Annotated in this window: 20 protein-coding genes and 1 tRNA gene; 17 read left to right on the top strand and 4 right to left on the bottom strand. The window is 57.6% G+C overall.

The features are described from left to right. Window positions 1-3 precede the first annotated feature (3 nt). The 14 genes from SNL23_RS30320 (at window position 4) to SNL23_RS30385 (ending at window position 15,825) form a co-directional block, all read left to right on the top strand. Window positions 4-480 carry an SMI1/KNR4 family protein gene (locus SNL23_RS30320; RefSeq protein ID WP_076015561.1) on the top strand — a complete coding sequence of 159 codons (477 nt, stop codon included), beginning with the start codon at window positions 4-6 and terminating at the stop codon, window positions 478-480. Continuing rightward, complete coding sequence (locus SNL23_RS30325; RefSeq protein WP_076015560.1) at window positions 447-851, top strand: SMI1/KNR4 family protein; 405 nt, start codon at window positions 447-449, stop codon at window positions 849-851. Before SNL23_RS30320 ends, SNL23_RS30325 begins: the two co-directional genes overlap by 34 nt. A gap of 299 nt (window positions 852-1,150) precedes the next feature. Continuing rightward, window positions 1,151-3,739, top strand: a complete 2,589-nt coding sequence (locus SNL23_RS30330) for an autotransporter family protein (protein WP_318304590.1) — start codon at window positions 1,151-1,153, stop codon at window positions 3,737-3,739. An 89-nt stretch (window positions 3,740-3,828) separates the two neighbouring features. After that, entirely contained in the window at window positions 3,829-4,407 is a 579-nt protein-coding gene (locus tag SNL23_RS30335) for a hypothetical protein (RefSeq protein ID WP_318304591.1), read from the top strand. 65 nt (window positions 4,408-4,472) lie between these two features. Then, entirely contained in the window at window positions 4,473-5,096 is a 624-nt protein-coding gene (locus tag SNL23_RS30340; protein WP_318304592.1) for a hypothetical protein, read from the top strand. A 98-nt stretch (window positions 5,097-5,194) separates the two neighbouring features. Further along, the gene (locus tag SNL23_RS30345) at window positions 5,195-5,413 is read left to right on the top strand and encodes a hypothetical protein (RefSeq protein ID WP_318304607.1); all 219 of its coding nucleotides are present in this window, start codon (window positions 5,195-5,197) and stop codon (window positions 5,411-5,413) included. Window positions 5,414-5,487: 74 nt separating this feature from the next. Beyond that, window positions 5,488-6,069: a hypothetical protein gene (locus SNL23_RS30350; RefSeq protein ID WP_318304593.1), complete on the top strand. Its 582-nt coding sequence runs from the start codon at window positions 5,488-5,490 to the stop codon at window positions 6,067-6,069. 74 nt (window positions 6,070-6,143) lie between these two features. Then, window positions 6,144-7,805 carry a vWA domain-containing protein gene (locus SNL23_RS30355; RefSeq protein ID WP_318304595.1) on the top strand — a complete coding sequence of 554 codons (1,662 nt, stop codon included), beginning with the start codon at window positions 6,144-6,146 and terminating at the stop codon, window positions 7,803-7,805. A 26-nt stretch (window positions 7,806-7,831) separates the two neighbouring features. Further along, the gene (locus SNL23_RS30360) at window positions 7,832-8,392 is read left to right on the top strand and encodes an RNA polymerase sigma factor (protein ID WP_017478055.1); all 561 of its coding nucleotides are present in this window, start codon (window positions 7,832-7,834) and stop codon (window positions 8,390-8,392) included. Then, window positions 8,389-8,991 (top strand): hypothetical protein, encoded by a 603-nt coding sequence (locus SNL23_RS30365; protein WP_318304598.1) that lies wholly within the window; start codon window positions 8,389-8,391, stop codon window positions 8,989-8,991. Before SNL23_RS30360 ends, SNL23_RS30365 begins: the two co-directional genes overlap by 4 nt. 156 nt (window positions 8,992-9,147) lie before the next feature. Next, window positions 9,148-10,602 (top strand): DUF3375 domain-containing protein, encoded by a 1,455-nt coding sequence (locus SNL23_RS30370; protein ID WP_167665650.1) that lies wholly within the window; start codon window positions 9,148-9,150, stop codon window positions 10,600-10,602. Then, the gene (locus SNL23_RS30375; protein WP_010168804.1) at window positions 10,599-11,264 is read left to right on the top strand and encodes a DUF4194 domain-containing protein; all 666 of its coding nucleotides are present in this window, start codon (window positions 10,599-10,601) and stop codon (window positions 11,262-11,264) included. The genes SNL23_RS30370 and SNL23_RS30375 overlap by 4 nt, the downstream gene beginning before the upstream one ends. Beyond that, window positions 11,261-14,623 carry an ATP-binding protein gene (locus SNL23_RS30380; RefSeq protein ID WP_167665651.1) on the top strand — a complete coding sequence of 1,121 codons (3,363 nt, stop codon included), beginning with the start codon at window positions 11,261-11,263 and terminating at the stop codon, window positions 14,621-14,623. The genes SNL23_RS30375 and SNL23_RS30380 overlap by 4 nt, the downstream gene beginning before the upstream one ends. Then, complete coding sequence (locus SNL23_RS30385; RefSeq protein ID WP_318304599.1) at window positions 14,620-15,825, top strand: Wadjet anti-phage system protein JetD domain-containing protein; 1,206 nt, start codon at window positions 14,620-14,622, stop codon at window positions 15,823-15,825. The genes SNL23_RS30380 and SNL23_RS30385 overlap by 4 nt, the downstream gene beginning before the upstream one ends. 35 nt (window positions 15,826-15,860) lie before the next feature. Here SNL23_RS30385 and SNL23_RS30390 read toward each other — a convergent pair whose 3' ends face one another. The 3 genes from SNL23_RS30390 to SNL23_RS30400 all read right to left on the bottom strand — a co-directional run bounded on the left by SNL23_RS30390 (window position 15,861) and on the right by SNL23_RS30400 (window position 17,793). Further along, window positions 15,861-16,424 carry a DUF4276 family protein gene (locus SNL23_RS30390; RefSeq protein WP_318304600.1) on the bottom strand — a complete coding sequence of 188 codons (564 nt, stop codon included), beginning with the start codon at window positions 16,422-16,424 and terminating at the stop codon, window positions 15,861-15,863. Beyond that, window positions 16,418-17,671: an AAA family ATPase gene (locus SNL23_RS30395; protein ID WP_318304601.1), complete on the bottom strand. Its 1,254-nt coding sequence runs from the start codon at window positions 17,669-17,671 to the stop codon at window positions 16,418-16,420. Before SNL23_RS30395 ends, SNL23_RS30390 begins: the two co-directional genes overlap by 7 nt. A 45-nt stretch (window positions 17,672-17,716) precedes the next feature. After that, window positions 17,717-17,793: transfer RNA gene (locus SNL23_RS30400), tRNA-Arg, on the bottom strand. Between the two features lie 395 nt (window positions 17,794-18,188). Here SNL23_RS30400 and gabD point away from each other — a divergent pair. From gabD to SNL23_RS30415, 3 genes are all read left to right on the top strand, one after another. Further along, a complete protein-coding gene (gene gabD, locus SNL23_RS30405) occupies window positions 18,189-19,631 on the top strand; it encodes an NADP-dependent succinate-semialdehyde dehydrogenase (protein ID WP_003218155.1) in 1,443 nt (480 codons plus the stop codon). Between the two features lie 182 nt (window positions 19,632-19,813). Then, complete coding sequence (gene gabT, locus SNL23_RS30410) at window positions 19,814-21,091, top strand: 4-aminobutyrate--2-oxoglutarate transaminase (protein ID WP_318304603.1); 1,278 nt, start codon at window positions 19,814-19,816, stop codon at window positions 21,089-21,091. A 137-nt stretch (window positions 21,092-21,228) separates the two neighbouring features. Continuing rightward, window positions 21,229-22,437 carry an HDOD domain-containing protein gene (locus SNL23_RS30415; RefSeq protein ID WP_318304604.1) on the top strand — a complete coding sequence of 403 codons (1,209 nt, stop codon included), beginning with the start codon at window positions 21,229-21,231 and terminating at the stop codon, window positions 22,435-22,437. Between the two features lie 28 nt (window positions 22,438-22,465). On the opposite strand, the gene SNL23_RS30420 is transcribed toward SNL23_RS30415, so the two are convergent. Then, window positions 22,466-22,887 (bottom strand): transposase (locus tag SNL23_RS30420; protein WP_318304605.1); only part of this gene is annotated, 422 nt, incomplete at its 5' end.

Consider the following 22,887-nt stretch of genomic DNA (forward strand, 5'->3'; position numbering starts at 1 on the left):
ACAATGGAAAACACATCTGAAATACGACAGTTGATCAGCGAGATTACCTCGGCTGTGGGCTATGAAGGGGACTTTGGCGACCGTATAGATAACGTCGACTTGATACTGAGCAAGGTGGATGCCGCGAGTCGCAATGGTGTTCCTGCTGACTATCTGGAGTTCCTTGCCACCTTTGGGTTTGGTGAGCTGGACTGTGCGCTCTATGTGAGTGATGGGCCGGTAAGGTATACCGCTCTAGCCGATGCAGACGCGGGCATCTATGCCGGGCTGTATGTCTTCGCGGGGGACTCCTGCGAGGTTTCATACGCTTTTGATACTCGGAGCAATTGGGCGATCGTTGAGCTGGACGCTGAAATCGATGAGGTTGAAGTCGTGTCTGAAGACTTTTCGAGCTTCATTTTGAATAAGCTGGCTTATGTAAAAGATTTGATCGAAAGGAGGCAGGCATGGAGCTCTACAACTTCACCGAAGGCCAACTGAACGGCCCCGCCGAGGCTGCATTTGTCGACGGCCTCAACGCCACCCTGGGCGTCGCGCTCCCGCCGAGCTACCTCGATTTTCTCAAAGCACACGATGGCGGTGATGGCTTTATCGGCGACCATTACATCGTCTTCTGGCAAGCGCAGGAATTGGCTGACTTCAATCGAGAGTACGAGGTTGGAACCTATGCCCCGGGCATCTTTCTATTTGCTTGCGATGGTGGTGGGGAAGGCTACGGTTTTGACACCAATGAGGCTTCGATGCCAATTGTGCGCATCCCCTTTATCGGTATGGATCGCCAGTATGCCGAGCCGGTCGCGCAGGATGTGCCCGAGTTTTTTGTTCGGTTAGCGCTTGAGCCTGAGCGGTAGGCCACGGTGCCATAACGCGCAGCATCTTGAACATTTTGTATATCCCATTGTCTTTACCCCGCCCACCCGCAACCGGTCGGGCTGCATGGACTGCAGCGTTTTCAAATGACATTAAGGATTAATGTGAACCTCGCCCCCAAAACCTCTTCTCTGTCATCGCCGGCTGCGGTGCATATTTGCGCGCCTGCGTTTCAGAAAGGCACCCGGGGGGAATGCATCGGATCAATTGATCCCTCTCTCAGTACACCTACTGCCGCCGGGCCTATTGGCGGCTTTTAATGTAGTTCATGGAGTTTGAAATGAAGCGTAAGCAGTTCCAGAAAAGCCTGTTGGCACTCATGGTCGGCGCAATCAGTACGCAAGCGCTGGCGGTGGAATTCGACCTGGGGCAGGGCAAGAATATTTGGGTCGGCGAGAGCTTTAATGAGTCATTGATTATCAACGGGACGTTCTCCGAAGTAGTGGTGCCGACCACTACCAACCCTGCCGGACTGGGTGTGGCCAACACCACTATCCAGGGTTCGTTGATCAACCGTGCCGACATCACTCTGGATTCCCAAGGCGCCGCCATCCGTGCGATTGCCCTGGACCCGCTGTTCTGGTCGGGCCCGCAAAACCTGAGCCCGGGAACTGTCACCGGGGACGTGGTCCAGGCGGGCAACATTCTTATGAAAAATGGGGGTTACGAGGGCCTTGAGATCGGCGCGACGACCATCGGTGGAAGTGTCATCAACTCCGGCACCATCCGTTCCACGCTGCCCCTGACCCCGCCGGCTTCACCCTCCTACGTGGATGGCGGTGAAGGCATTTACCTGCATGGCACCACCATCGCTGGCGACGTTTCCAACACCGGCGTAATCGACTTGAACGGTGATTACTCAATCGGCCTGATCCTCGACCGTCAGAACAATCTGGGCACCACCGTCGGTGGCAAAATCCTCAACGCCGGCACGCTCAAGGCAACAGGCGAGGGCGCCTGGGGTATCGAGGTGGAAACTGACACCAATCCTCTGCGCATTGAAAACAGCGGTCTGCTTTCCGCCAACGGCAATGACGCCAAGACGGTGATGTTTCTAAACGGCACGGTCGACTACATCCTCAACACCGGCACCCTTGAGGCCACGGGCACCAACGCCAATGCCTTCGAGTTTGCCGGGGCAACCTTTGCCCAGAACAGCGCAACCGGTGCGCGTGGCATCGTTAACCGCGGCACGATCACCGCCGATGGCACAGCCATTCACGTGGACGCTGCCGATCAGACTTCGGCGTTTGAGATCAACCAGCAAGCCGGCGAGATCCGCAGTAACTCCGGCACCGCCATCGACGCCGCCAACCTCGCCACGCTGAACTGGACCGGCGGCAAAATCACCGGCGACCTGCTCAACTTGAGCGCGGTGAATGTCGCAGGCCAAGCCGATTTCACCGGGAGCCGCATCATCGCCCCGGTCTCGATCAACTCCGGCTCGCTGAACCTGTCCGCGCCAGGCACCACGATCACCGGCGACCTTAACGTTGCCAACGGCGCGGGCATCGATATGCATCTGTCCGACAGCGTCGTGCCGACCACGCCGTACCTGAACGTGAATGGCAACGCCACGTTCGCCCAGGCCTCGAAGCTGACGGTGAGCGCGCAGCCAGGCGACTTCGCACGCACCAACAACGGCACCCAATACACCTTGGTGCAAGCCAACAGTGTGCAGAACAACGGCCTGTCGGTCGCCAGTTCGTCGTCGTTGCTCGACGTGCTCAGCTATTCGGCCGACGCGCAAACCGTCAAGGCGGTGGTGGCGGTCAAGGACAACCAGCAAGTGCAGCAAGAGCTGGCCGGCGTGGGCGCCAGTGCCGCAGCGGCCACGGCGGTCAATACCTTCAAAAATGACGTGCTCGGCAGCCTCAACCAGAACGATCAAGTGTTCCAGGCCCTGGCCAACGCCGGTACTGCGCAGCAACTGGCGCAAGTCAGCGAACAACTCAAGCCAGACGTCAACCGCGGCGCCCTGGACGTGGCGTTGTCGGGCCAAACCGTGATCAACGGTGCGATCTTCAACCGCCTCACCGACCAGCGCGAAAGCCATCAAACCGGCGGCGTGTGGGTGCAGGGCCTGAGCAGCAACATGGACCAGGACGGGCGTGGCGGCAATAACGGCTACTCGGCCAACAGCAGCGGCATGGCCGTGGGTGTGGACGGGCGCTTGAACGACACCACCACGTTGGGCGTGGCGTACAGCTACCTTAACTCCAACATCCATTCCGACCTCGGCAACAAGACCGAAGTGGAGGGCCATGCGCTGTCGCTGTACGGCAACTGGTCGCTGCAAAACTGGTTTGTCGACGGCAGCCTCAGCTATGGCCATAACGACAACGACAGCAAACGCCATATCGCCGGCACCACAGCCAAGGGCAGTTACGACAGCAATGTGCTGTCTGCCAGTGTGATCGGCGGCTACAGCTTCAAGCCGTCGCAGGCCGTGGTGATCGAGCCGCGCGTGGCAGCGCGTTACGCCAACGTGCGCATGGACGGTTTCGACGAGAAGGGTTCTTCGGCCGCGCTGAGCACCCAGTCGCAACGCTATGAAGTGGGCGAGCTGGGCGCTGGTGTGCGTTTGGCGGGCAACTTGCCAATGGGCGCCGGTAGCCTGCAGCCGGAAGCAACCTTGATGGCGTATCACGACCTGATGGGTGATCGCGTCGCACAAACCTCCAGCTATGTGCTTGGCGGTTCTGCGTTCACCGTTACCGGCGCTTCGGTGGCGCGTGACAGCTATGAAGCCAGTGTTGGCGTGAACTACCAGGTGTCGGACTTTACCGTGGGGGCCAGCTACACCCGCCAGGCCCGCAGTGGGTTTGACGCGGATGGGGTGATGCTCAAGGCGCGTTACGCGTTTTAAGTATTACAACCGATAGAAAACGGCGTCGGGCTGCGGTTCTCCCACGTAGCCCGAGCCAGATTTTTAATCTGTATTCAAGGAAGCAACCAATGAAAAAGACCTCACTCCTAATCCTCGCCCTGGCCTTGGCCGGCTGCCACTCCACTGCCAGGAACTCCTCGCCAACCCTGCTCAAGGACGGCGTCCAGTTGCAGCAAAACAAGGTCGAGGTGGATGCCGAGCACGCCAAAGTCATCATGAAGGCGACCGGCTTTACCTATCCGGTGCAGTTCTCCGTGCGCCGTAGTTCCGATGTGGACCAGCGTCCGGAAATCCTCGGGACGGTGGTTGATTCCGGCCGTGGCAAGGTATTCGGCTGGATCGCCAAGATGAGCGAGGTCACCAACAGCGCTGTCGTCAAACGCTTCCCGCAGTTGGAAGTGCAGGCTGACCCGGGGCAGCCCCTTGAAGTGATCGGCGAGTCACGGGTCTACAGCGCCAACTACGCCGGCCTCGTCAAAAAATATGTGTATGAATGCGGCCCCATGAGTTCGACCTTCAAGCCTGAGAAGCAAAAGGTTTACCTGGTGGAGTTCGTGATTATCGGGAAGGGGTGTGAGCAGCATGTGTATGACGTGACTGCGCCTAATGAGCGTATTCCTGTGGCGACTGTGGCTCCGGCGGCGTGAGCCAGAGCCTGGCGCCAACGTAAATCCTATAGTCGCTCAGGTATCGACGGGTGCCGCCGGGCTCCATGGCAACTGAAGAGGCGCTGATGATTTCTGCAGATGATGTTGATGGCCTGCTTGAAGATATTTTCGAGGGGCGCAGGGATTTGGCGGTGTTTGTCGCTGATGGCAAGTACTACTACCTGGCAGACGACAAGGGAAATTTCTGTATCGATGTCAGGCCTGAATACAGGAGCTATGTCGAAAGTGGCGTCATGGACAGTAGCCTCTATGACCAGGCCGTTTCCGAGTTCAGAGGGGGCGTTCCGGTTCTGGAGGTGAATACCTTTCAGCGCTATCTGGATAGCAACAGCGTCAACGTTTATTCGCTGGAGTGGATGGTCAGTTTCTTCACCTACGGTTACTCCGCTGCCTACCTTGGCGAATTTCATCACCATATCGAGGCCGTTCTATCTGGCCACGCGAAGCCTCGTCTGGATGAATGCGAGAAAATGCGAATGAGGCTGCCCCGCTTTTATGTGGACCTGGATAGCAAGGTGTTCCGGCACGTTGATTGGGACAGGTTTCATGAGTCCTATGTGCCCTCGGACTGGGACGGGCAAGCGTCTGGCTCATTCGCGGAGCTGATCCCGAAAGAGCAAAGGTATTGGGTTGTGGATGGCATGGACTTTTGGACGTTGTACGCCTGATGGAGGGTTGGCTTCGTCGCCTTGGCGATAGGTTGGCCAGTGCCGTCGTGCCCCACTCGAAGTAACACACGCACCCGCGCAGGAGAAATACCGTGGTAATGACATTGGTCATGGTTGGACTGGGACTGGCAATTTTGATGCAGCTGGCCATTTTTTGTGTGGCCGTAAAAAACTCGCTGGTGCATGCGTTGCTGTGCCTGTTTATCCCTTGTTATGTGTATGTTTATGCCAGAAAGGATCGCCAGGCCAGGCCGTTCCTTTGGGGGTGGTACGCCGGTATTGGCTTGCTGGCCGCTGGGGCTATTGCTTCAAATTGAAGCAGGACTCGAAAAGGCGCCGACAACGCCGTAAAATGAAGTCAAATTGACATCATTCAGGGAAGAGTTCAGACATGCGCGTTGTTGCTTTACTCCTGGCGTTCAGCTTTCTGGCTGGCTGCGCCTCCAAGCCGGCTTACTACATTTCCCCCGCACCGGTTCAGATTCCCAAGACCGCTACCTATTGGCTCGATACCTTCGACGTTGAAGTAGTGGGCAAGAACCCACGCTTCCTGCCTGATGACAAAGTTCGCGAGCAACTGGGCGTCGACCTGGTCAACCGCCTGCTCAAAGCCAAGCGCTACGCCACCAGCAAGGAAAGCGCCGACTATCTGTTGGATGTGAAGGTCGTCTACGCCCGTCATTTCCAGGATTCGAAGGGCGGGATCGCCACCGTGCTCGTTGATGACAACACGGTCCTGACCAGTGTGGATTTCAACTACCTGGTCAAGGTTAAGAAGGCTGGTGCCGAGGTATTACACTTCGCCAAGGACCGCGACAGCCTGGTTCCCGCGGGCTTGTTTGGCCAATGGCAGCAATACAAGACGATCGGCGGGATCGTCAGCAATACCGGCAACACCAGCGTCGAGCCGTTTTACACGGGCGTGTTGAGCCGATTTATCGTCGATGATTTGCGCGATATTCCGTCACGCTAAGTTGCTTTAACCCGAATCACCAACTCCTTGCGTCTGACCTTGTGAACGGATCATTCACTCACGAGGTTCAGACCATGTCCCGTCCTGTTCTGCTGTTGCGTCCTGCCGCCCAAGGCTTTGCCGTGACCCTGCTGGTGGCGCTCGCCGGGTGTGGGCTTTCTTCATCCCGTGATGTGGCCAAGCCTGCTGAATCGGCACCTGTCGTAGAGGTGCAAAGTGAGCCCGCCAGTGTTCAGGGGGCCATGGTCAAGCGGATGGTTGTTCCTGCACCGATGGCGTCGCGGTTGGTCATGAACGACGCCGTCGCCCTGCAATACCAGGCCGAGCCTCGGGAGCACTATCAGAACCTCCCGGACAACCCGATCCGCAGCGTGGCCGAAACGCCGGTTTCCACCTTCAGCGTCGACGTCGACACCGGTAGCTATGCCAACGTACGACGTTTCCTCAACCAAGGCAGCCTGCCGCCCGAAGGTGCTGTGCGACTGGAGGAAATGGTCAATTATTTTCCCTACGATTACGCCCTGCCTACCGATGGCTCGCCCTTTGGCGTGACTACGGAAGTGGCGCCATCGCCGTGGAACCCTCACACCCGACTATTGCGCATCGGCATCAAGGCCTCGGACCGCGCTGTGGCGGACCTGGCACCGGCGAACCTGGTGTTCCTGGTAGACGTGTCCGGCTCGATGAATCGCCGCGAAGGCCTGCCACTGGTCAAGAGCACCCTGAAATTGCTGGTGGACCAACTGCGGGACCAGGACCGCGTGTCGCTGGTGGTCTATGCCGGCGAATCGCGAGTGGTGCTCAAGCCCACCTCGGGCCGCGACAAAACCACGATCCGCAACGCCATCGACCAACTCACCGCGGGCGGCTCCACCGCCGGGGCATCGGGTATCGAAATGGCCTACCAGATGGCCCGCGAAGGGTTTATCGACAAGGGCATCAACCGCATCCTGCTGGCCACCGATGGCGACTTCAATGTGGGCGTCAGTGACTTCGACAGCCTCAAGCAAATGGCCGTCGACCAGCGCAAAAGCGGCGTGTCCCTGACCACTCTCGGCTTTGGTGTGGATAACTACAACGAACACCTGATGGAACAACTGGCCGATGCCGGTGATGGCAACTACGCCTACATCGACAATCTGCGCGAGGCCCGCAAAGTGCTGGTGGATCAGCTCAGCTCAACCCTCGCCGTGGTGGCCCGGGATGTGAAACTGCAAGTCGAATTCAACCCGGCACAGGTCAGTGAATACCGATTGCTGGGCTATGAAAACCGCGCCTTGAAACGTGAGGATTTCAACAACGACAAGGTCGACGCCGGTGAAATCGGTGCCGGGCATACGGTGACCGCGTTGTATGAAATTGTCCCGAAGGGTGAACAGGGTTGGCTGGAGCCGCTGCGCTACGCATCGGCGGCTAAGGCTGACGGTAAAACTGATGAGTTGGCGATGTTGCGGGTACGCTACAAACCAGCGGAAGGCGGCGATAGCCGACTGATCGAACGCCCGATCAGCAACCAGCACAGTGGCAAACCCAGCGACGACCTGCGTTTCTCTGCCGCCGTGGCCGCCTTCGCCCAGCAGCTCAAGGGTGATGGCCGCTACACTGGCACCATGAGTTTCAAGGACACGGCCGCACTGGCCCGCTCCGCTCGGGGCGACGACCCCTTCGGCTTGCGCAGCGAGTTTGTGCAACTGGTCGAATTGGCCCAGAGCCTCCAGGCCCCGGCCAAACACTGATCCACCTCAAAGGAGTGCGCCACCTGATGGATTCACCCAGCGACGAAGCCCTGCTGTCCCGCTACCGCAGCGGCGACGGTGCAGCGTTCGAAGCCCTGTACGCGCGGCATCGACAGGGCCTGTACCGTTTTCTGGTGTCCTTGAGCAACAAGGCCGAACTGGCCGAGGAAGTGTTCCAGGACACCTGGCTCAGCCTGATCCGCAGCACCAGCGAGCCACAGGGGCGGGCGAGTTTTCGCACCTGGTTGTTCCAGATTGCCCGCAACCGCCTGATCGACCACTGGCGCAAGCACGGCATCCACAACCCACTGCACGACAGCTACGATGAGCAGCTTCACGGCCAGCCCGACGACAGCGCCGGGCCCGAACAACTGCTGAGCCTGAGCCGCGACCAGGCGCGCCTGGACACCGCACTGCAGGACTTGCCCGAAGACCAGCGCGAAGTGTTCCTGCTGCGCCTGCACGGCGAGCTGGAAGTGCCACAAATCGCCGCACTCACCGGCGCCCCACTGGAAACGGTAAAAAGCCGCTTGCGTTACGCCCAGCAGAAACTGCGCCGACTGCTGGCCGAGGAGGTACCCGCATGACTGACTCCCGACATACCCAGGACTCGAACGACGAGGTGCTGATCGAGCATTTCCGTCAACACACCGGCGGCGAGCCGCCGGCTTCCCTGGACGCCTTCATCCTGGCCACCGCTCACCGTGAAGCGCCCGTGCGGCAACCCGGCCTGTGGCAGCGCTGGTTGCAGGCCTGCCAACGGCCGCGCTGGCAGATGGCATTTGCCACCGTCGCGGGTGTGGCCCTGATGATTGGTTTGGTCACGCGTTCGCCGGTGCCGCAGCCGGAGTTATCCACAGGCACTTACGCGGCGGCTCCGCAAGAACTGGCCCGTCCGGCCCCGGCAGCGGCGCCGATGGCTCGATTCTCCGCGGCTCCGCAGGCCGATAGCGCACCGCAGGTGCAGGCAGAAGTGGCGGGCTCGCTGGCGGATGAGCCGGTGGCGAAGATGAGCAAACGCGCGGCTGTTGTGCTGCCGCCATTGGAGCAAGGGCTGCAGGAAATCCTGCGGTTGCGGCAGGCGGGAGAGGCCAAGGCGGCGGATGAGAAGCTGTTGGAGTTACATAAGCGCTTTCCCAAGGAAGACTTGCCGGCGCGGTTGGAGGTGTTGCGACAACAACACTGAAATGTCCTGTTCAAAAGTTCTGAATCTAATTTTGGACTTTTGACGGACGCTTTTTGCAACAACCTAGCCGTTCGGCTAGTACGTCAATTTAGGAGTGGAAAATACCTCGGCTTGGCGCCATTGTTTTGAGTTCGTTAACTCTGCAATCGGTACGTGATGGATTACGCCACCCTTGAAAGCCTGCGAATGCATCATCCGGCATGGCGGTTGCTGTGCTCGGACCACGGTTCGTTGGTTGCAAGTTTTTTGCACCGCGTGTTTGTCGCCCCCAACGTGCGAATCATTGCCGCCGCTGACCTGGCGGAGGCGCTGGAAGACGAGTTGTTCGCCTTGCGCAGGCAACTTGACGACAACGCCTTTCCCAAGTCTGCGCTGTATTACCTTAATGATTGGGCCAGCCCGGAAAAGGGCTGGCTGCGCAAGTTTTACCGTCAAGACGACGATGAGCCACAGTTTGATCTAACGCCGTCTACCGAGAAGGCCATCGGTTGGTTGGCTTCCCTCGTTGAACGGGGGTTTGTCGGTACCGAGTCCAGGTTACTGACACTGTTTGAGCTGCTTAAGCAGATGAGCGAGGGCAGTGAAGCGGATCCGGCCAAGCGTGTGGCCGAGTTGCGCAAGCGCCGGGATGAGCTGGATGCGGAAATCTCACAGATCCTGGGTGGTGACGTGCCTCTACTGCACGATACAGCCCTGAAAGATCGCTTCCAGCAATTTACTCAGTTGTCACGGGAGCTGCTCGCCGATTTTCGAGAGGTCGAACATAACTTTCGCCTGCTGGATCGACGTGTGCGTGAGCGAATCGCTATATGGGATGGCGCCAAGGGCGAGCTGCTGGAACAGATCATGGGCGAGCGCGATGCTATTTCAGACTCCGATCAGGGCCGCAGTTTCAGGGCGTTCTGGGGGTTCTTGATGTCGACCAGCCGTCAGGAGGAGCTGACACGGATGCTTGATCATGTGCTTGCCCTGGCGCCGGTGATGGAGTTGAAGCCGGATATTCGCACTCGTCGTGTGCATTACGACTGGCTTGAGGCGGGCGAACATACCCAGCGCATGGTCGCGCAACTTTCCCAGCAGTTGCGACGCTTTCTGGATGATCAGGTATGGCTGGAAAACCGCCGAATCATGGACATCCTGCGGGCGTTAGAAGCCAAGGCCTTGGGCGTTCGTGAGCATCCCCCCTTGGGCAACTTTATGCTTATGGTCGATGTGGCGGCCCGTATCGAGTTACCCATGGAACGGCCCTTGCACACACTGACCCTGAAGCCCGACTTTGCGGGCATGAGCGTGCAAGTCGGCGACGATGATCTCGACGTGAGTGCCTTGTACAACGAGCGGATGGTCGACCTTGCGAGGCTCGCTGCTCATATCGATCAGGCACTGCAGACCCGCTCGCAAATCACATTGTGCGAGTTGATCCGATTACAACCGTTGCGCCAAGGGTTGGCCGAGTTGGTGGCCTATCTTCACTTGGCCAGCGAAACATTTACAGGCGTCGTCGATGACAGCCAGAACGAGCCGATTTTGTGGACGGCTACGTCCATTGACGGCCATCCCGTACGAAAGCAGGCACGGCTGGCGCGCGTTATTTTTGTGAGGCAAGGATGAGCGAAGAACAACATGCGCCGGACGTGGTTATAGACGTTGCCGCAGCAGATCTGTCGACGCTGCTGGTTTTGCTGCTTAAGGGAGTGATTTATCGCGAAGGTGATGAGCGTCTGTGGGGGACGTTACTCAACTGGCAGACCCAGGTTCGCGGCTACGTGACAGTGCTGGGTCTGGAGTTAATGTTGGATGAGGCCGAAGGCTACGCTTTCCTGCGCAGCCGTGCCGAGGCCGACGAGGATGAACCGCAGGTTCGGGTGCCACGGCTTGTTGCGCGTAGACCGCTGTCATTTCCGGTCAGTCTGCTCTTGGCCTTGCTGCGAAAAAAACTGGCAGAGTTCGACGCCTCTGGCGGTGAAACGAGGCTGGTGCTGACTCGTGATGAAATCGTCGAACTGATTCGCGTTTTTTTGCCCGACAGCAGCAACGAAGCCCGGCTTGTTGACCAGATTGATGCACACATCACCAAGATCATCGAGCTGGGTTTTTTACGCCGCCTCAAGAGTACCGCCGGCCCCTTGAGCTATGAGGTGCGGCGCATCCTCAAGGCGTTTGTAGACGCTCAATGGTTGTCTGACTTCGATAAGCGGCTTGGGGAGTACCAGATGCGTCTTTCGGGAGAAAGCGAGTCAGCGCCTGATGGCGTGCAGGAGATTGAACAATGAGTGAGTCGTTGCTTACGGAGTTGGATTTTATCGGTGATGACAGGCTCTCCGGGTTCCGCCTCAGGCGCCTTGAGGTACTCAACTGGGGGACCTTTGATCAGCGGGTCTGGACGCTGTCGCCCGATGGGAAAAATAGCCTGCTGACGGGGGATATTGGATCTGGCAAGTCTACGTTGGTGGATGCGATCACCACGTTGTTGGTGCCCACTCAGCGGATTGCCTACAACAAAGCCGCCGGAGCCGAAAACAAGGAGCGAAGCCTGCGCTCGTACGTGTTGGGGCATTTCAAGTCCGAACGCAGCGAGGTCACCGGAACTGCAAAGCCGGTCGCCCTGCGCGATCACAACAGCTATTCGGTGATTCTGGGGGTATTTCATAACGCAGGCTACGACCAGACGGTGACCCTGGCCCAGGTATTCTGGATAAAGGATGGACAGGGGCCGCCAGAGCGTTTTTACGTGGGGGCCGAACGTGAGCTTTGTATTGCCGCTGACTTTGCTGACTTCGGCACCGACATTGCACAACTGCGAAAACGGCTGCGTAACGACGGCGTCGATATTCAGGACAGTTTTCCCAAGTACGGTGCTTGGTTTCGGCGGCGTCTGGGGATTGATAATGAACAAGCTCTGGAACTGTTTCATCAAACGGTTTCGATGAAGTCTGTCGGAAACCTGACCGAATTTGTTCGTAGCCATATGCTTGAGCCGTTCGATGCCGCGGCCCGTATCACTGCATTGATCGCCCATTTTGACGATTTGAGCCGTGCTCATCAGGCGGTGCTCAAGGCCAAACAGCAGCGCCTGCTGTTGGAGCCATTGGTGGCTGACTGCGACAAATACCAAGGTCTGATTGTTGAGCAGGACGGGTTGCGCGATTGCCGTGAAGCCCTTAAGCCATGGTTCTCGGAGCTCAAACTTGGGTTGCTCGACCGGCGTTTGCAGCTATTGGCCAATGATCAACAGCGCTTGTCTTCTCATAAGGAGCGTCAAGTCGAGCAACGTGACCGCCAACGGTTGGACGTGGACTCCCTCAAGCGGGCGGTGGCCGAGCAGGGCGGTGATCGCCTGGAGCAACTGGCGATTGAGATTCGCAAACAGGACCATGAGCGGGAGCGCCGTCAGCAGCGCGCGCAACGTCACGGGCAGTTGCTTGCGGCGGCGGGTGAGTCGCCTGTTGATGATGAGGCAGGGTTTATCCAGCTGGAGCAACTACTGCGGGCTCGTCGCGAACAGTCGAGTACCGAGGAAGCTGATCTGCAAAACCAGATCACCGAGTGGGGCGTTTCATTGCGTGAAGGGCGGCGCGAGCATGATGCGCTTTCCAGCGAAATCAACAGCCTCAGGGCCCGACGCAGCAATATTCCGGAAGTCCAGATTAAGTTACGGGCAGCCATGTGTCTGGCAACTGGATTAGATGACGAACTGATGCCCTTTGTCGGAGAGCTGCTTCAGGTGCGCGAAGAGTATCGTCCGTGGGAAGGGGCTATCGAGCGGGTGCTGCACAATTTTGGCCTGGCACTGCTGGTACCGGACGAACACTACGCACAGGTAGCGGCATGGGTTGATCGAACTCACTTGGCGGGGCGTCTCGTGTATTTCAGGGTGCGCGCAGTCCGCCAAACCGAGGCGCCAGACCTGCACCCCCAGTCGCTGGTGACAAAACTCAGCGTCAAACCCGATTCGCCGTTTTATCCCTGGTTGGCACGTGAGCTTGCTCATCGTTTTAACTACGCCTGCTGTGAGACGGCGGAACAGTTTCGCCGAGAGGTGCGCGCCTTGTCCCTGTCGGGGCAGATCAAGGGCGCGGGGGAGCGGCATGAAAAGGATGATCGGCATCGTTTGGACGACCGCAGTCGTTATGTTTTAGGGTGGAGCAACGCAGAGAAAATCTCGGCGCTTGAGGCGGTTAGACATCGCCTAGAAATGCATGTGGCTGACATAGGCTCAAGTGTCGCCAGTGCCGAAAAACAGCGTGCTCACTTGCGCCGGCAATTGGAATCACTCGCGGCACTTCATGAGTTTACCGATTACCGAGAAATTGACTGGGCCGAATGCGCCACCCTTGTGGCGCGGTTGCAGGATGAAAAGGCACTGTTGGAGGCCGCGAGTGACACATTGCTGCAACTGACGGCACAGCTCCAATCAGTGCAGGAAGCCCTTCAGGCAACGGAAGATGAAGTGTCCCGCTTGGACAAGGAGTTGGGTAACGTTGAGGCCAAGCACGATGTTGCCAGCACATTGCGTTCCGAAACTCGATGTTTGTTGGTCGTTATCGACGAGTCTGTCCGGGCTCAACTGGAAGCGTTGCGTCTTCATGTCTTGGGTGAGCGGATGTTGTCCGTTGAGTCTTGCGACGGCGCCGAGCGAGAAGTCCGCGAAGCGCTGCAAGGCAAAATGGACGCCGAGGCCAAGATATTGGAGCGGCTGCGGGACAAGATCATCCGTGCCATGGTGGCGTTCAAGGATGCCTACAAACTGGAGACCAGCGAATTCGACGCCGATCTCAATGCCGCCGATGAGTATGGCAACTTGCTGGACCAACTTAACCGCGACGATCTGCCGCGTTTTGAGCGACGTTTCAAGGAGTTGCTCAACGTCAACACGATCAATGAGATCGCCAACTTCAACGGGCAATTGGCTCGGGAGCGCGAAACCATCAAGGAACGGATTGGCCGTATCAATGAATCCCTGGGGCAGATCGACTACAACCCCGGTCGCTACATCGTGCTGGAGTCCCAACTGAGCCCGGATGCGGATATTCGAGATTTCCAGATGCAATTGCGTGCCTGTACCGAGGGCGCACTGACAGGGTCCGAGGATGCGCAGTATTCGGAAAACAAGTTTCTGCAGGTCAAAACCATCATTGATCGCTTTCGTGGGCGGGAGGGACTATCCGAGCAAGACCGACGGTGGACCAGCAAGGTCACCGATGTGCGCAACTGGTTCTTGTTTGCCGCCAGTGAGCGATGGCGTGAGGATGATCGTGAGCATGAGCATTACTCGGATTCGGGCGGTAAGTCCGGTGGGCAAAAAGAGAAGTTGGCCTACACCATTTTGGCAGCAAGTCTGGCCTATCAGTTTGGGTTGGAATGGGGCGCTGTACGTTCGCGTTCGTTCAGGTTCGTAGTAATCGATGAAGCGTTTGGACGCGGTTCCGATGAGTCGGCCGAGTATGGTTTGCGGCTGTTTGAGCAGCTCAACCTGCAGTTGCTGATTGTCACACCGTTGCAGAAAATCCACATCATTGAGCCTTTTGTTTCCAGCGTGGGCTTTGTACAGAACGACGGGGGGAGGGCGTCTCGGCTGCGCAATCTATCCATTGAAGAGTATCGATTGAACCGACCTGATTTATCGTCATGAAATGGACTTCGGCAGCGGAACTCACACAGCAGTTATTACGGCTCTGGCAGCGGGGCGAGCTGCTGCGCTTGCTGGTGACGGAGGACGCTTGGGAGCCACGGCGGCTGATATTGAAGGGGCCGGATACTGCGCAACTGAGTGCTTCCTTCGATAGTGTCAGAGCCTGGGTCGCGCAGCTAAGTAATATCAACGGCATTCGCATCCAGTGGCGGGAAGTCAATCACAGGGTTGTGGGGGCGCAACGCTTGCCGGCTTCTATCTGGGTGGATTCACTGGAAGAGGCTATTGCGTTGATTGGCAAAGAGGGTGAGACGAAGCGCTTCAAGGTCCTGCTTGAACTGACCCGACGCCGCCAACCCTTGCTGGTCGACTGGATGGGGAGCCGGCCGTTGCAGGCTATGGAACTGGAACGGCATTGGGCCGCGCTTCTGGATGTGGTGACTTGGATGGCGGAACATCCTCGGCCCGGTATCTACCTTCGGCAGATAGACATACCTGGAATTCACAGCAAGTTCATCGAAAGATACAAGGCCGTACTGAGTGAGCTGTTCGACCAAGTTCTGCCCGAGCTGGCTATTGCGCAGCAATATAAAGGCGTCACACAGTTTTCTGCCCGCTATGGCTTTCTCGATAAACCCGTAGGGATTCGTTTGCGGGTGTTAGATCCGAGTCTGATCCTCCTGCCGGGTCCCACTTTGCCTGATATCACCCTTGATGCAGCCAGCTTCGCTCAATTGAGTATTGCCGTCAGGCAGGTCTTCGTAACCGAGAATGAAACCAACTTTCTAGCCTTTCCGCCTGTGCCGGGCTCCATTGTGGTATTCGGCAAGGGTTACGGCTGGGATGCGCTAGGGCGAGCGAATTGGCTATCGAACTGTAGGATTTATTACTGGGGCGATATTGATACTCATGGATTTGCGATTCTTGACCAGTTGCGCCGCCGGTTTGGGCATGTCGAGTCATTGTTGATGGACCGCAGCACACTTAATGCCCACGCACAATTTTGGGGGCGAGAAGATCGTCAAGTTGTGTATGACTTGCCTTGTCTGACGTCAGCGGAGCGTTCGGTGTTTGATGAGCTGCGGGACAATCGGTTGGGGAACGGCGTGAGGCTGGAGCAGGAATATGTGGGTTATCGGTGCTTGATGGCGGCATTGAAGCAACTCTCCGAAGTTTCCGGAGAGTTCGAGCCAACCAACTGAACACATCTTTCTGTTTGCTGCCCCTTGCGCTTAAGTCAGGGCGCCCGGAAGTACTCGACCAGCTCCCGAGCGCTTGGACATTCTGGGTGTTCGGCTGCACGCGTCACGCTGAATCCGAAATGCTTGATCATTTTTTTAGCAAAGGCGGGCTTGTTACCAGGTCCTGAGGTTCCCAATTCTCTGGCGATTTCTTTGAGACGATCATAAGGCTTGTCTATCGTCCTTTCTGGCTGGGGCTCGTTGTACCCTTGCTTTAGCCATTGACTCATGGCTTGGGTGTCTGCAAGGAACCATGCTTCAAGAGCTTTCACGGCTACAAAGACCATCTCCAATTTTTGGTTTTGGATTCGATTACGGACGACATCAACTGAGTCATCGTCCTCTAAGTCGGTCAGCACATAGATTCTTTCCACTCCCCTTGTTTCAAGAACTTGAATGAAGACCTCGATATTATGGGGCAGGAGGTTGCCTCCGCCTTTTGCGTCGATCACTGGTGTGACGAGTTCGTACCCAGCATCAGTCAATATTTTTTTGAATTTTGAAGATTCAACTACGATTCGTTCACAGTCGCCTTCTACGATAAAACCTACCTTCACCATGGCAGACCCCCGTCAAACAAATTGGTCAGCCAAGCGGTATCAAGGGGGATTTGTTTTTTATCGACTCTTGATTCGGCTGCGCATTTGACGTTCGTCCGGCCTTCTAGCTTATTAACTAGCCAGAGCTCTTCAGGGTTAAGGTTGCGCACCACAGATTCGCTGTGGGTAGTAATGAATACCGGATGATCTACGGTGGCGTTGTCACGCATGAGTGCGACCAGCTCGCCAATTGCTTTGGGGTGGATACCCCGTTCAGGCTCTTCGATAATAGTTAAACCGGCTTGAGAGGTCCGACTTAAGACTGCTGTCATTATGCATAAAGCGTAAATAGTGCCATCCGAAATCAGGCGTGCTGGGAAATGAGTTCTTGTCCCTTCCTCCTTGAATGTGATGACAGTGGTGCTATCCAGTCGTTGTTTTTCAGTTGAGACATTTTCCATGCCGGGAACAATCAGTTCTATCCATTCCAGAACTTGGGTCCGGAAGTGCTTGTCCTTCTCCAGGATAGACAGCATGGTTGCAACGTTTCTGCCATGGCTATCCAGCATGGTTGCATCTGCGGTCGAGTTGTCCGGCTCTTTGGCGGCAATTGGATCAATACGGTAAACACGAATATTGGTTAGGAACTTATACAATGCAGAGTTACTTAAAAGCATAAGCGCAGTCATGTCTTGGGGGTATTCCAAGAAGGACTGAAGCGGTGAGTAATCTGTCAGCGTTACTTTTGTTTCGCCATTCTGCCTGCGGTCAATGTATTGAGTGCCGTTGATTTTTAGGTTTTCGACCACCTGAGGAGCTTTGTCAATTTCAACTATCTTGAGGGCATACTCGAAATTTTCGTTATCAATCTGAATTTTTATCTCGAAAGAGATAGTCGTTCTTTTTTGTTTACGATGCTTGAAGCAATGGATTTGTTGAAAACCACCAAAGTCACGAATCGCAGTAGAGGCGCCTCTTTTTACGATGGCGCCAAAGAAAGCGAGAGCATCGGTAATATTACTTTTCCCTGCGCCGTTCGAGCCGGCCAGTGCAGTGAACGGCGATAAGCTCTCTAGTGTCAGGTTCGTGACACTTTTAAATCCATTGATCGTAATCGATTCGATATTCATGGCAGTTCCTTCGACCTTCACCGGCGGTCGTCGAGCGGCGCGCTTTTCATCGCCTGCGTATTGATCGTCAGAAAATACTAGCCCGCGCATGGTATAGGCGATCAGCCGTCGAGTCACAAATGCAATATTTCTATCCACAAAAAAGCCCCAGGTCTTTCGACCTGGGGCTTTTTCATCTGTATCTGGTGCACCCGGCGGGATTCGAACCCACGACCCCTGCCTTCGGAGGGCAGTACTCTATCCAGCTGAGCTACGGATGCTTGTGCGGGCGACATCATACCCATGTCGACCTTGGGCGTCCATGCCGCTTTTCGGCCTCCTGCCAGTAGGAATACGTACCGCTGGCGCCCTGTGCCGGGCGTCTCGGTGCAATACGGTTGAACTCGCCTGAAACACGCTGATCAGAAAAATGGAGCAAATGCGCCGTTTTCGTTCTTTTTTTCGAACAGACTCTTGCCCTGCACCCCCATTGATCCTAGGATTCGTTTGAGATTTCAAACGCTCTTGCCTGGGTGCTGAACCGCACATTTGTCCTTTCGTGCGCTATTTACGTGCTTGCGCCCAGTGAATGATTTCCCTGACGGCAGCCCTCAAGGCGCCTTTCAACAACTCTAATTCGCTCCGCGCGTGCGCGGTGCTGTTAAGGAAAGCCGACATGCAGCTCAAAGACACCCAGTTGTTCCGCCAGCAAGCCTTCATTGATGGCGCTTGGGTCGATGCGGACAACGGTCAAACGATCAAGGTCAACAACCCCGCTACCGGCGAAATCCTTGGTACCGTGCCAAAAATGGGCGCCGCCGAAACCCGTCGCGCCATTGAAGCGGCTGACAAGGCCCTGCCGGCCTGGCGTGCACTCACCGCCAAGGACCGCGCCAACAAGCTGCGTCGCTGGTTCGAGCTGATTATCGAGAACCAGGATGACCTGGCTCGCCTGATGACCCTGGAGCAAGGCAAGCCGCTGGCCGAAGCCAAGGGCGAAATCGTTTACGCCGCTTCGTTCATCGAGTGGTTCGCCGAAGAAGCCAAGCGCGTCTACGGTGATGTGATTCCCGGCCACCAGCCGGACAAGCGCCTCATCGTGATCAAGCAACCGATCGGTGTTACCGCTGCCATCACGCCGTGGAACTTCCCGGCCGCGATGATCACCCGTAAAGCCGGCCCGGCCCTGGCCGCCGGTTGCACCATGGTGCTCAAGCCTGCGTCGCAAACCCCGTTCTCCGCGTTCGCCCTGGCTGAACTGGCCCAGCGTGCCGGCATTCCGAAAGGCGTGTTCAGCGTGGTCTCCGGCAGCGCCGGCGATATCGGCAGCGAGCTGACCAGCAACCCGATCGTGCGTAAATTGTCCTTCACCGGCTCCACCGAAATCGGTCGCCAGCTGATGGCCGAATGCGCCAAGGACATCAAGAAAGTTTCCCTGGAATTGGGCGGTAACGCGCCGTTCATCGTGTTTGACGACGCAGACCTGGATAAGGCCGTCGAAGGCGCGATCATTTCCAAGTACCGCAACAATGGCCAGACCTGCGTCTGCGCCAACCGCCTGTACATTCAGGATTCGGTGTACGACGCGTTCGCTGAAAAACTGAAAGTGGCGGTGGCCAAGCTGAAGATCGGCAACGGTCTGGAAGAAGGCACCACCACCGGTCCGCTGATTGACGAGAAGGCCGTGGCCAAGGTTCAGGAACACATCGCTGATGCCCTGAGCAAAGGCGCGACCCTGTTGGCCGGCGGCAAGGTGATGGAAGGCAACTTCTTCGAGCCGACCATCCTGGTCAACGTGCCGAAAGACGCCGCCGTGGCCAAGGAAGAAACCTTCGGCCCACTGGCGCCGCTGTTCCGCTTCAAAGACGAAGCCGAAGTGATCGCGATGTCCAACGACACAGAGTTCGGCCTGGCTTCCTACTTCTATGCCCGCGACCTGGGCCGTGTGTTCCGAGTGGCGGAAGCCCTGGAATACGGCATGGTTGGCGTCAACACCGGGTTGATCTCCAACGAAGTGGCGCCGTTTGGCGGCATCAAGGCTTCGGGCCTGGGCCGTGAAGGCTCCAAGTACGGGATCGAGGATTACCTGGAAATCAAATACCTCTGCCTGGGCATCTAAGCCCGGGGCGAGATTGCAGTAAACGCAGAGGGCACGAGAGCGCTGTCCCTTTGCGTGTTTCACACCGTTATTCGTAGTGGCCGGGAAAGCTGTGGCAGTCGATCATCGCATGCTGCCGTAGTTGCCTCCCCGCCACGTATTCCTTGGACCACGCCACCCGATGAGTGGCGAATGAGGACTTTATGAGCAAGACCAACGCATCCCTGATGAAACGCCGCGAAGCCGCTGTACCACGCGGTGTTGGCCAGATTCACCCGATCTTCGCCGAGTCGGCGAAGAACGCCACCGTGACCGACGTTGAAGGTCGCGAGTTCATCGATTTCGCCGGCGGTATTGCCGTGCTGAACACCGGTCACCTGCACCCGAAAATCATTGCGGCGGTGACCGAGCAACTGAACAAGCTGACGCACACCTGCTTCCAGGTGTTGGCCTACGAGCCGTACGTTGAGCTGTGCGAAAAAGTTAACGCCAAGGTGCCGGGTGATTTCGCCAAGAAAACCCTGTTGGTCACCACCGGTTCCGAAGCGGTAGAAAACGCCGTGAAGATCGCCCGTGCTGCCACTGGCCGTGCCGGCGTAATCGCGTTCACCGGCGCTTACCACGGTCGCACCATGATGACCCTGGGCCTGACCGGTAAAGTCGTGCCTTACTCGGCCGGCATGGGCCTGATGCCAGGCGGCGTGTTCCGCGCGCTGTTCCCGAACGAACTGCACGGTGTGAGCGATGACGACTCCATCGCCAGCATCGAACGCATCTTCAAGAACGATGCCGAGCCGCGTGATATCGCTGCCATCATCATCGAGCCGGTGCAGGGCGAAGGCGGTTTCTACGTCGCGCCTAAATCGTTCATGAAGCGCCTGCGCGAGCTGTGCGACAAGCACGGCATCCTGCTGATCGCCGACGAAGTGCAAACCGGTGCCGGCCGTACCGGTACCTTCTTCGCCATGGAACAGATGGGCGTCGCTGCCGACCTGACCACCTTCGCCAAATCCATCGCGGGCGGCTTCCCGCTGGCCGGCGTGTGCGGCAAGGCTGAATACATGGATGCCATCGCGCCAGGTGGCCTGGGCGGCACCTACGCGGGTAGCCCGATCGCTTGCGCCGCGGCCCTGGCCGTGATGGACGTGTTCAAAGAAGAGCACCTGCTGGACCGCTGCAAGGCTGTCGGCGAGCGCCTGGTGACCGGCCTGAAAGCTATCCAGGCCAAGTACCCGGTGATCGGCGAAGTGCGTGCCCTGGGCGCGATGATTGCGGTCGAGCTGTTCGAAGATGGCGACAGCCACAAGCCGAACGCCGCTGCCGTTGCTTCCGTGGTGGCCAAGGCTCGCGACAAGGGCTTGATCCTGCTGTCCTGCGGCACCTACGGCAACGTATTGCGCGTGCTGGTTCCGCTGACCTCGCCGGACGAGCAGTTGGACAAAGGCCTGGCGATCATCGAAGAGTGCTTCTCCGAGCTGTGATCGAAAGTTGACCTGATCGACAAAAAACCCGCTTAGGCGGGTTTTTTTGTGCCCGATGAACGGTATTCAGCCGTTGTTCATTGTACGCAGGCGGCTCCTTTGTCTAAGGTGCTGGTATTGCCGATGGAGCGTGCTGGATGACTGCTGTTGATTTACCTGCTGTACCCCGTGTGCTGATTGCCGAGGCCGACCCTTGGTCCCGGGATTTGCTCAAGCAGGTGTTGCTGAATGTGCGCTGTGACGCACGGCTGGATGTGTGTGCCGATGGCCAGCAAGCCGCCGAGCTGCTGCGTGACAAACCCTACGACCTGATCATCGCCGACTGGGAGCTGCCCGGCGTCGATGGCCTGAGCCTGTTGCACAGCGTGCGCCAGCAACGGCGATCGCCGCTATTGCCGTTTATCCTGCTGGGCACCCGCAACGACAGCGCCAGCGTGCACGAAGTCTTGCCCCTGGCGCCGACGGCGTACCTGACCAAACCCTTGAACATGGAAAGCCTGACCCAGCGCCTGCAAGACTTGCTGCTGAATGAAGGCGAAACGGTGTATTGCGAAGTCCCGGCCCTGGCGCCGGGCATGACCTTGCCGGTGTTTCTGGAGCGGCGCCGCGAAGCGTCCGATGGCGCGCCGCTGCGAGTCGACGTGCAGGCCGCGGTGCAATACAGCCTGGAACCGGAGGGCCTGGACCTCAAGCGCCTGGAAGAGCAGGTGCGCATGGACCCGCAAATCACCGCTGTGCTGATCGCCGCCGCCAACAGCGCCGGCCATCACGGCTCGCCGGTACAAACCCTGGCCATGGCCCTGCACAAGCTGGCGGCCGGGCAGAGCATGAACCTGATCCTGGGGCTGGCCCTCAAGCACAACGTGGTGCTGAGCGACCCGAGCCTCAAGGATTACGCCGAGCGTTACTGGCAGCTGTCCCAACGCACCGCCGATTACGCCCGCAGCCTGGCGCGCATGCTCGACCTTGATCACGAGCGCTGCTACAGCGCCGGCATTCTCCATCGTCTTGGCGACCTGGCCTTGTTGCGATGCCTGCAAGACTGGTTGCAAGGCGGTGGCGAACTGGATGACGAAGCCATTGGCGAGTCCCTCTACACCTTCGGCGCGGCTTATGGCTCGGCGCTGCGCACGCGCTGGCGCTTGCCGTTGGAGTTGCGCGAGTTGATCGCGGCGATTTACTCGCTGGAAGGCGGGGTGTATTCCCGGGAAGCGCTGGTGGTGAACCTGGCGGCGCAGTTGGCGCGGCTGACCGAGCATGAAGGCGTCGAGGCGCTGGCAAAAAGCAAGACGGCGCGCTTGCTCAAGGTGGGTTTGCCGGAATTGGCGCGTATGCGCAAAACTTAGCAGGCGATGCGGGCCAGTGTGGGAGATTCTATGGTTTTGGGGAAGCCCCCAAAACCGCTTTCGACTGGTATTCACTTTGGTTTTTCATCAGGGAGAACGCGATACGCGCTAGCTTGCGAGCGATGATAACCAAGGCCTGAGTCGTTTTCAGGCCTCTGCCCAGATAGCCTTGATAGAGCGGTTTCCAAGCGTTTGACTTGATACCTGCTGACGCCGCGTTATGCAGCAACCGACGGATCTCCGAGTCCCCCTTTTTACTCAGTGATCGACGTCCGCTCATTTGCCCCGAGTCAGACACCCTCAAGTCCATTCCTAGGAACGCGATATAGGCATCGGCACTTTTAAACTCGCCTCGTTGAAACGCCATCGTCAGTGCTACCGCAGTGAGAAAACCAATCCCCTCAACGGCCTGGCAGCGTTTGATCTGATGCAACAGACCTGCCTCAGTGA

The sequence above is a fragment of the Pseudomonas sp. SED1 genome (genome assembly GCF_034044025.1).
In the GTDB taxonomy this organism is placed as follows: Bacteria; Pseudomonadota; Gammaproteobacteria; order Pseudomonadales; family Pseudomonadaceae; genus Aquipseudomonas.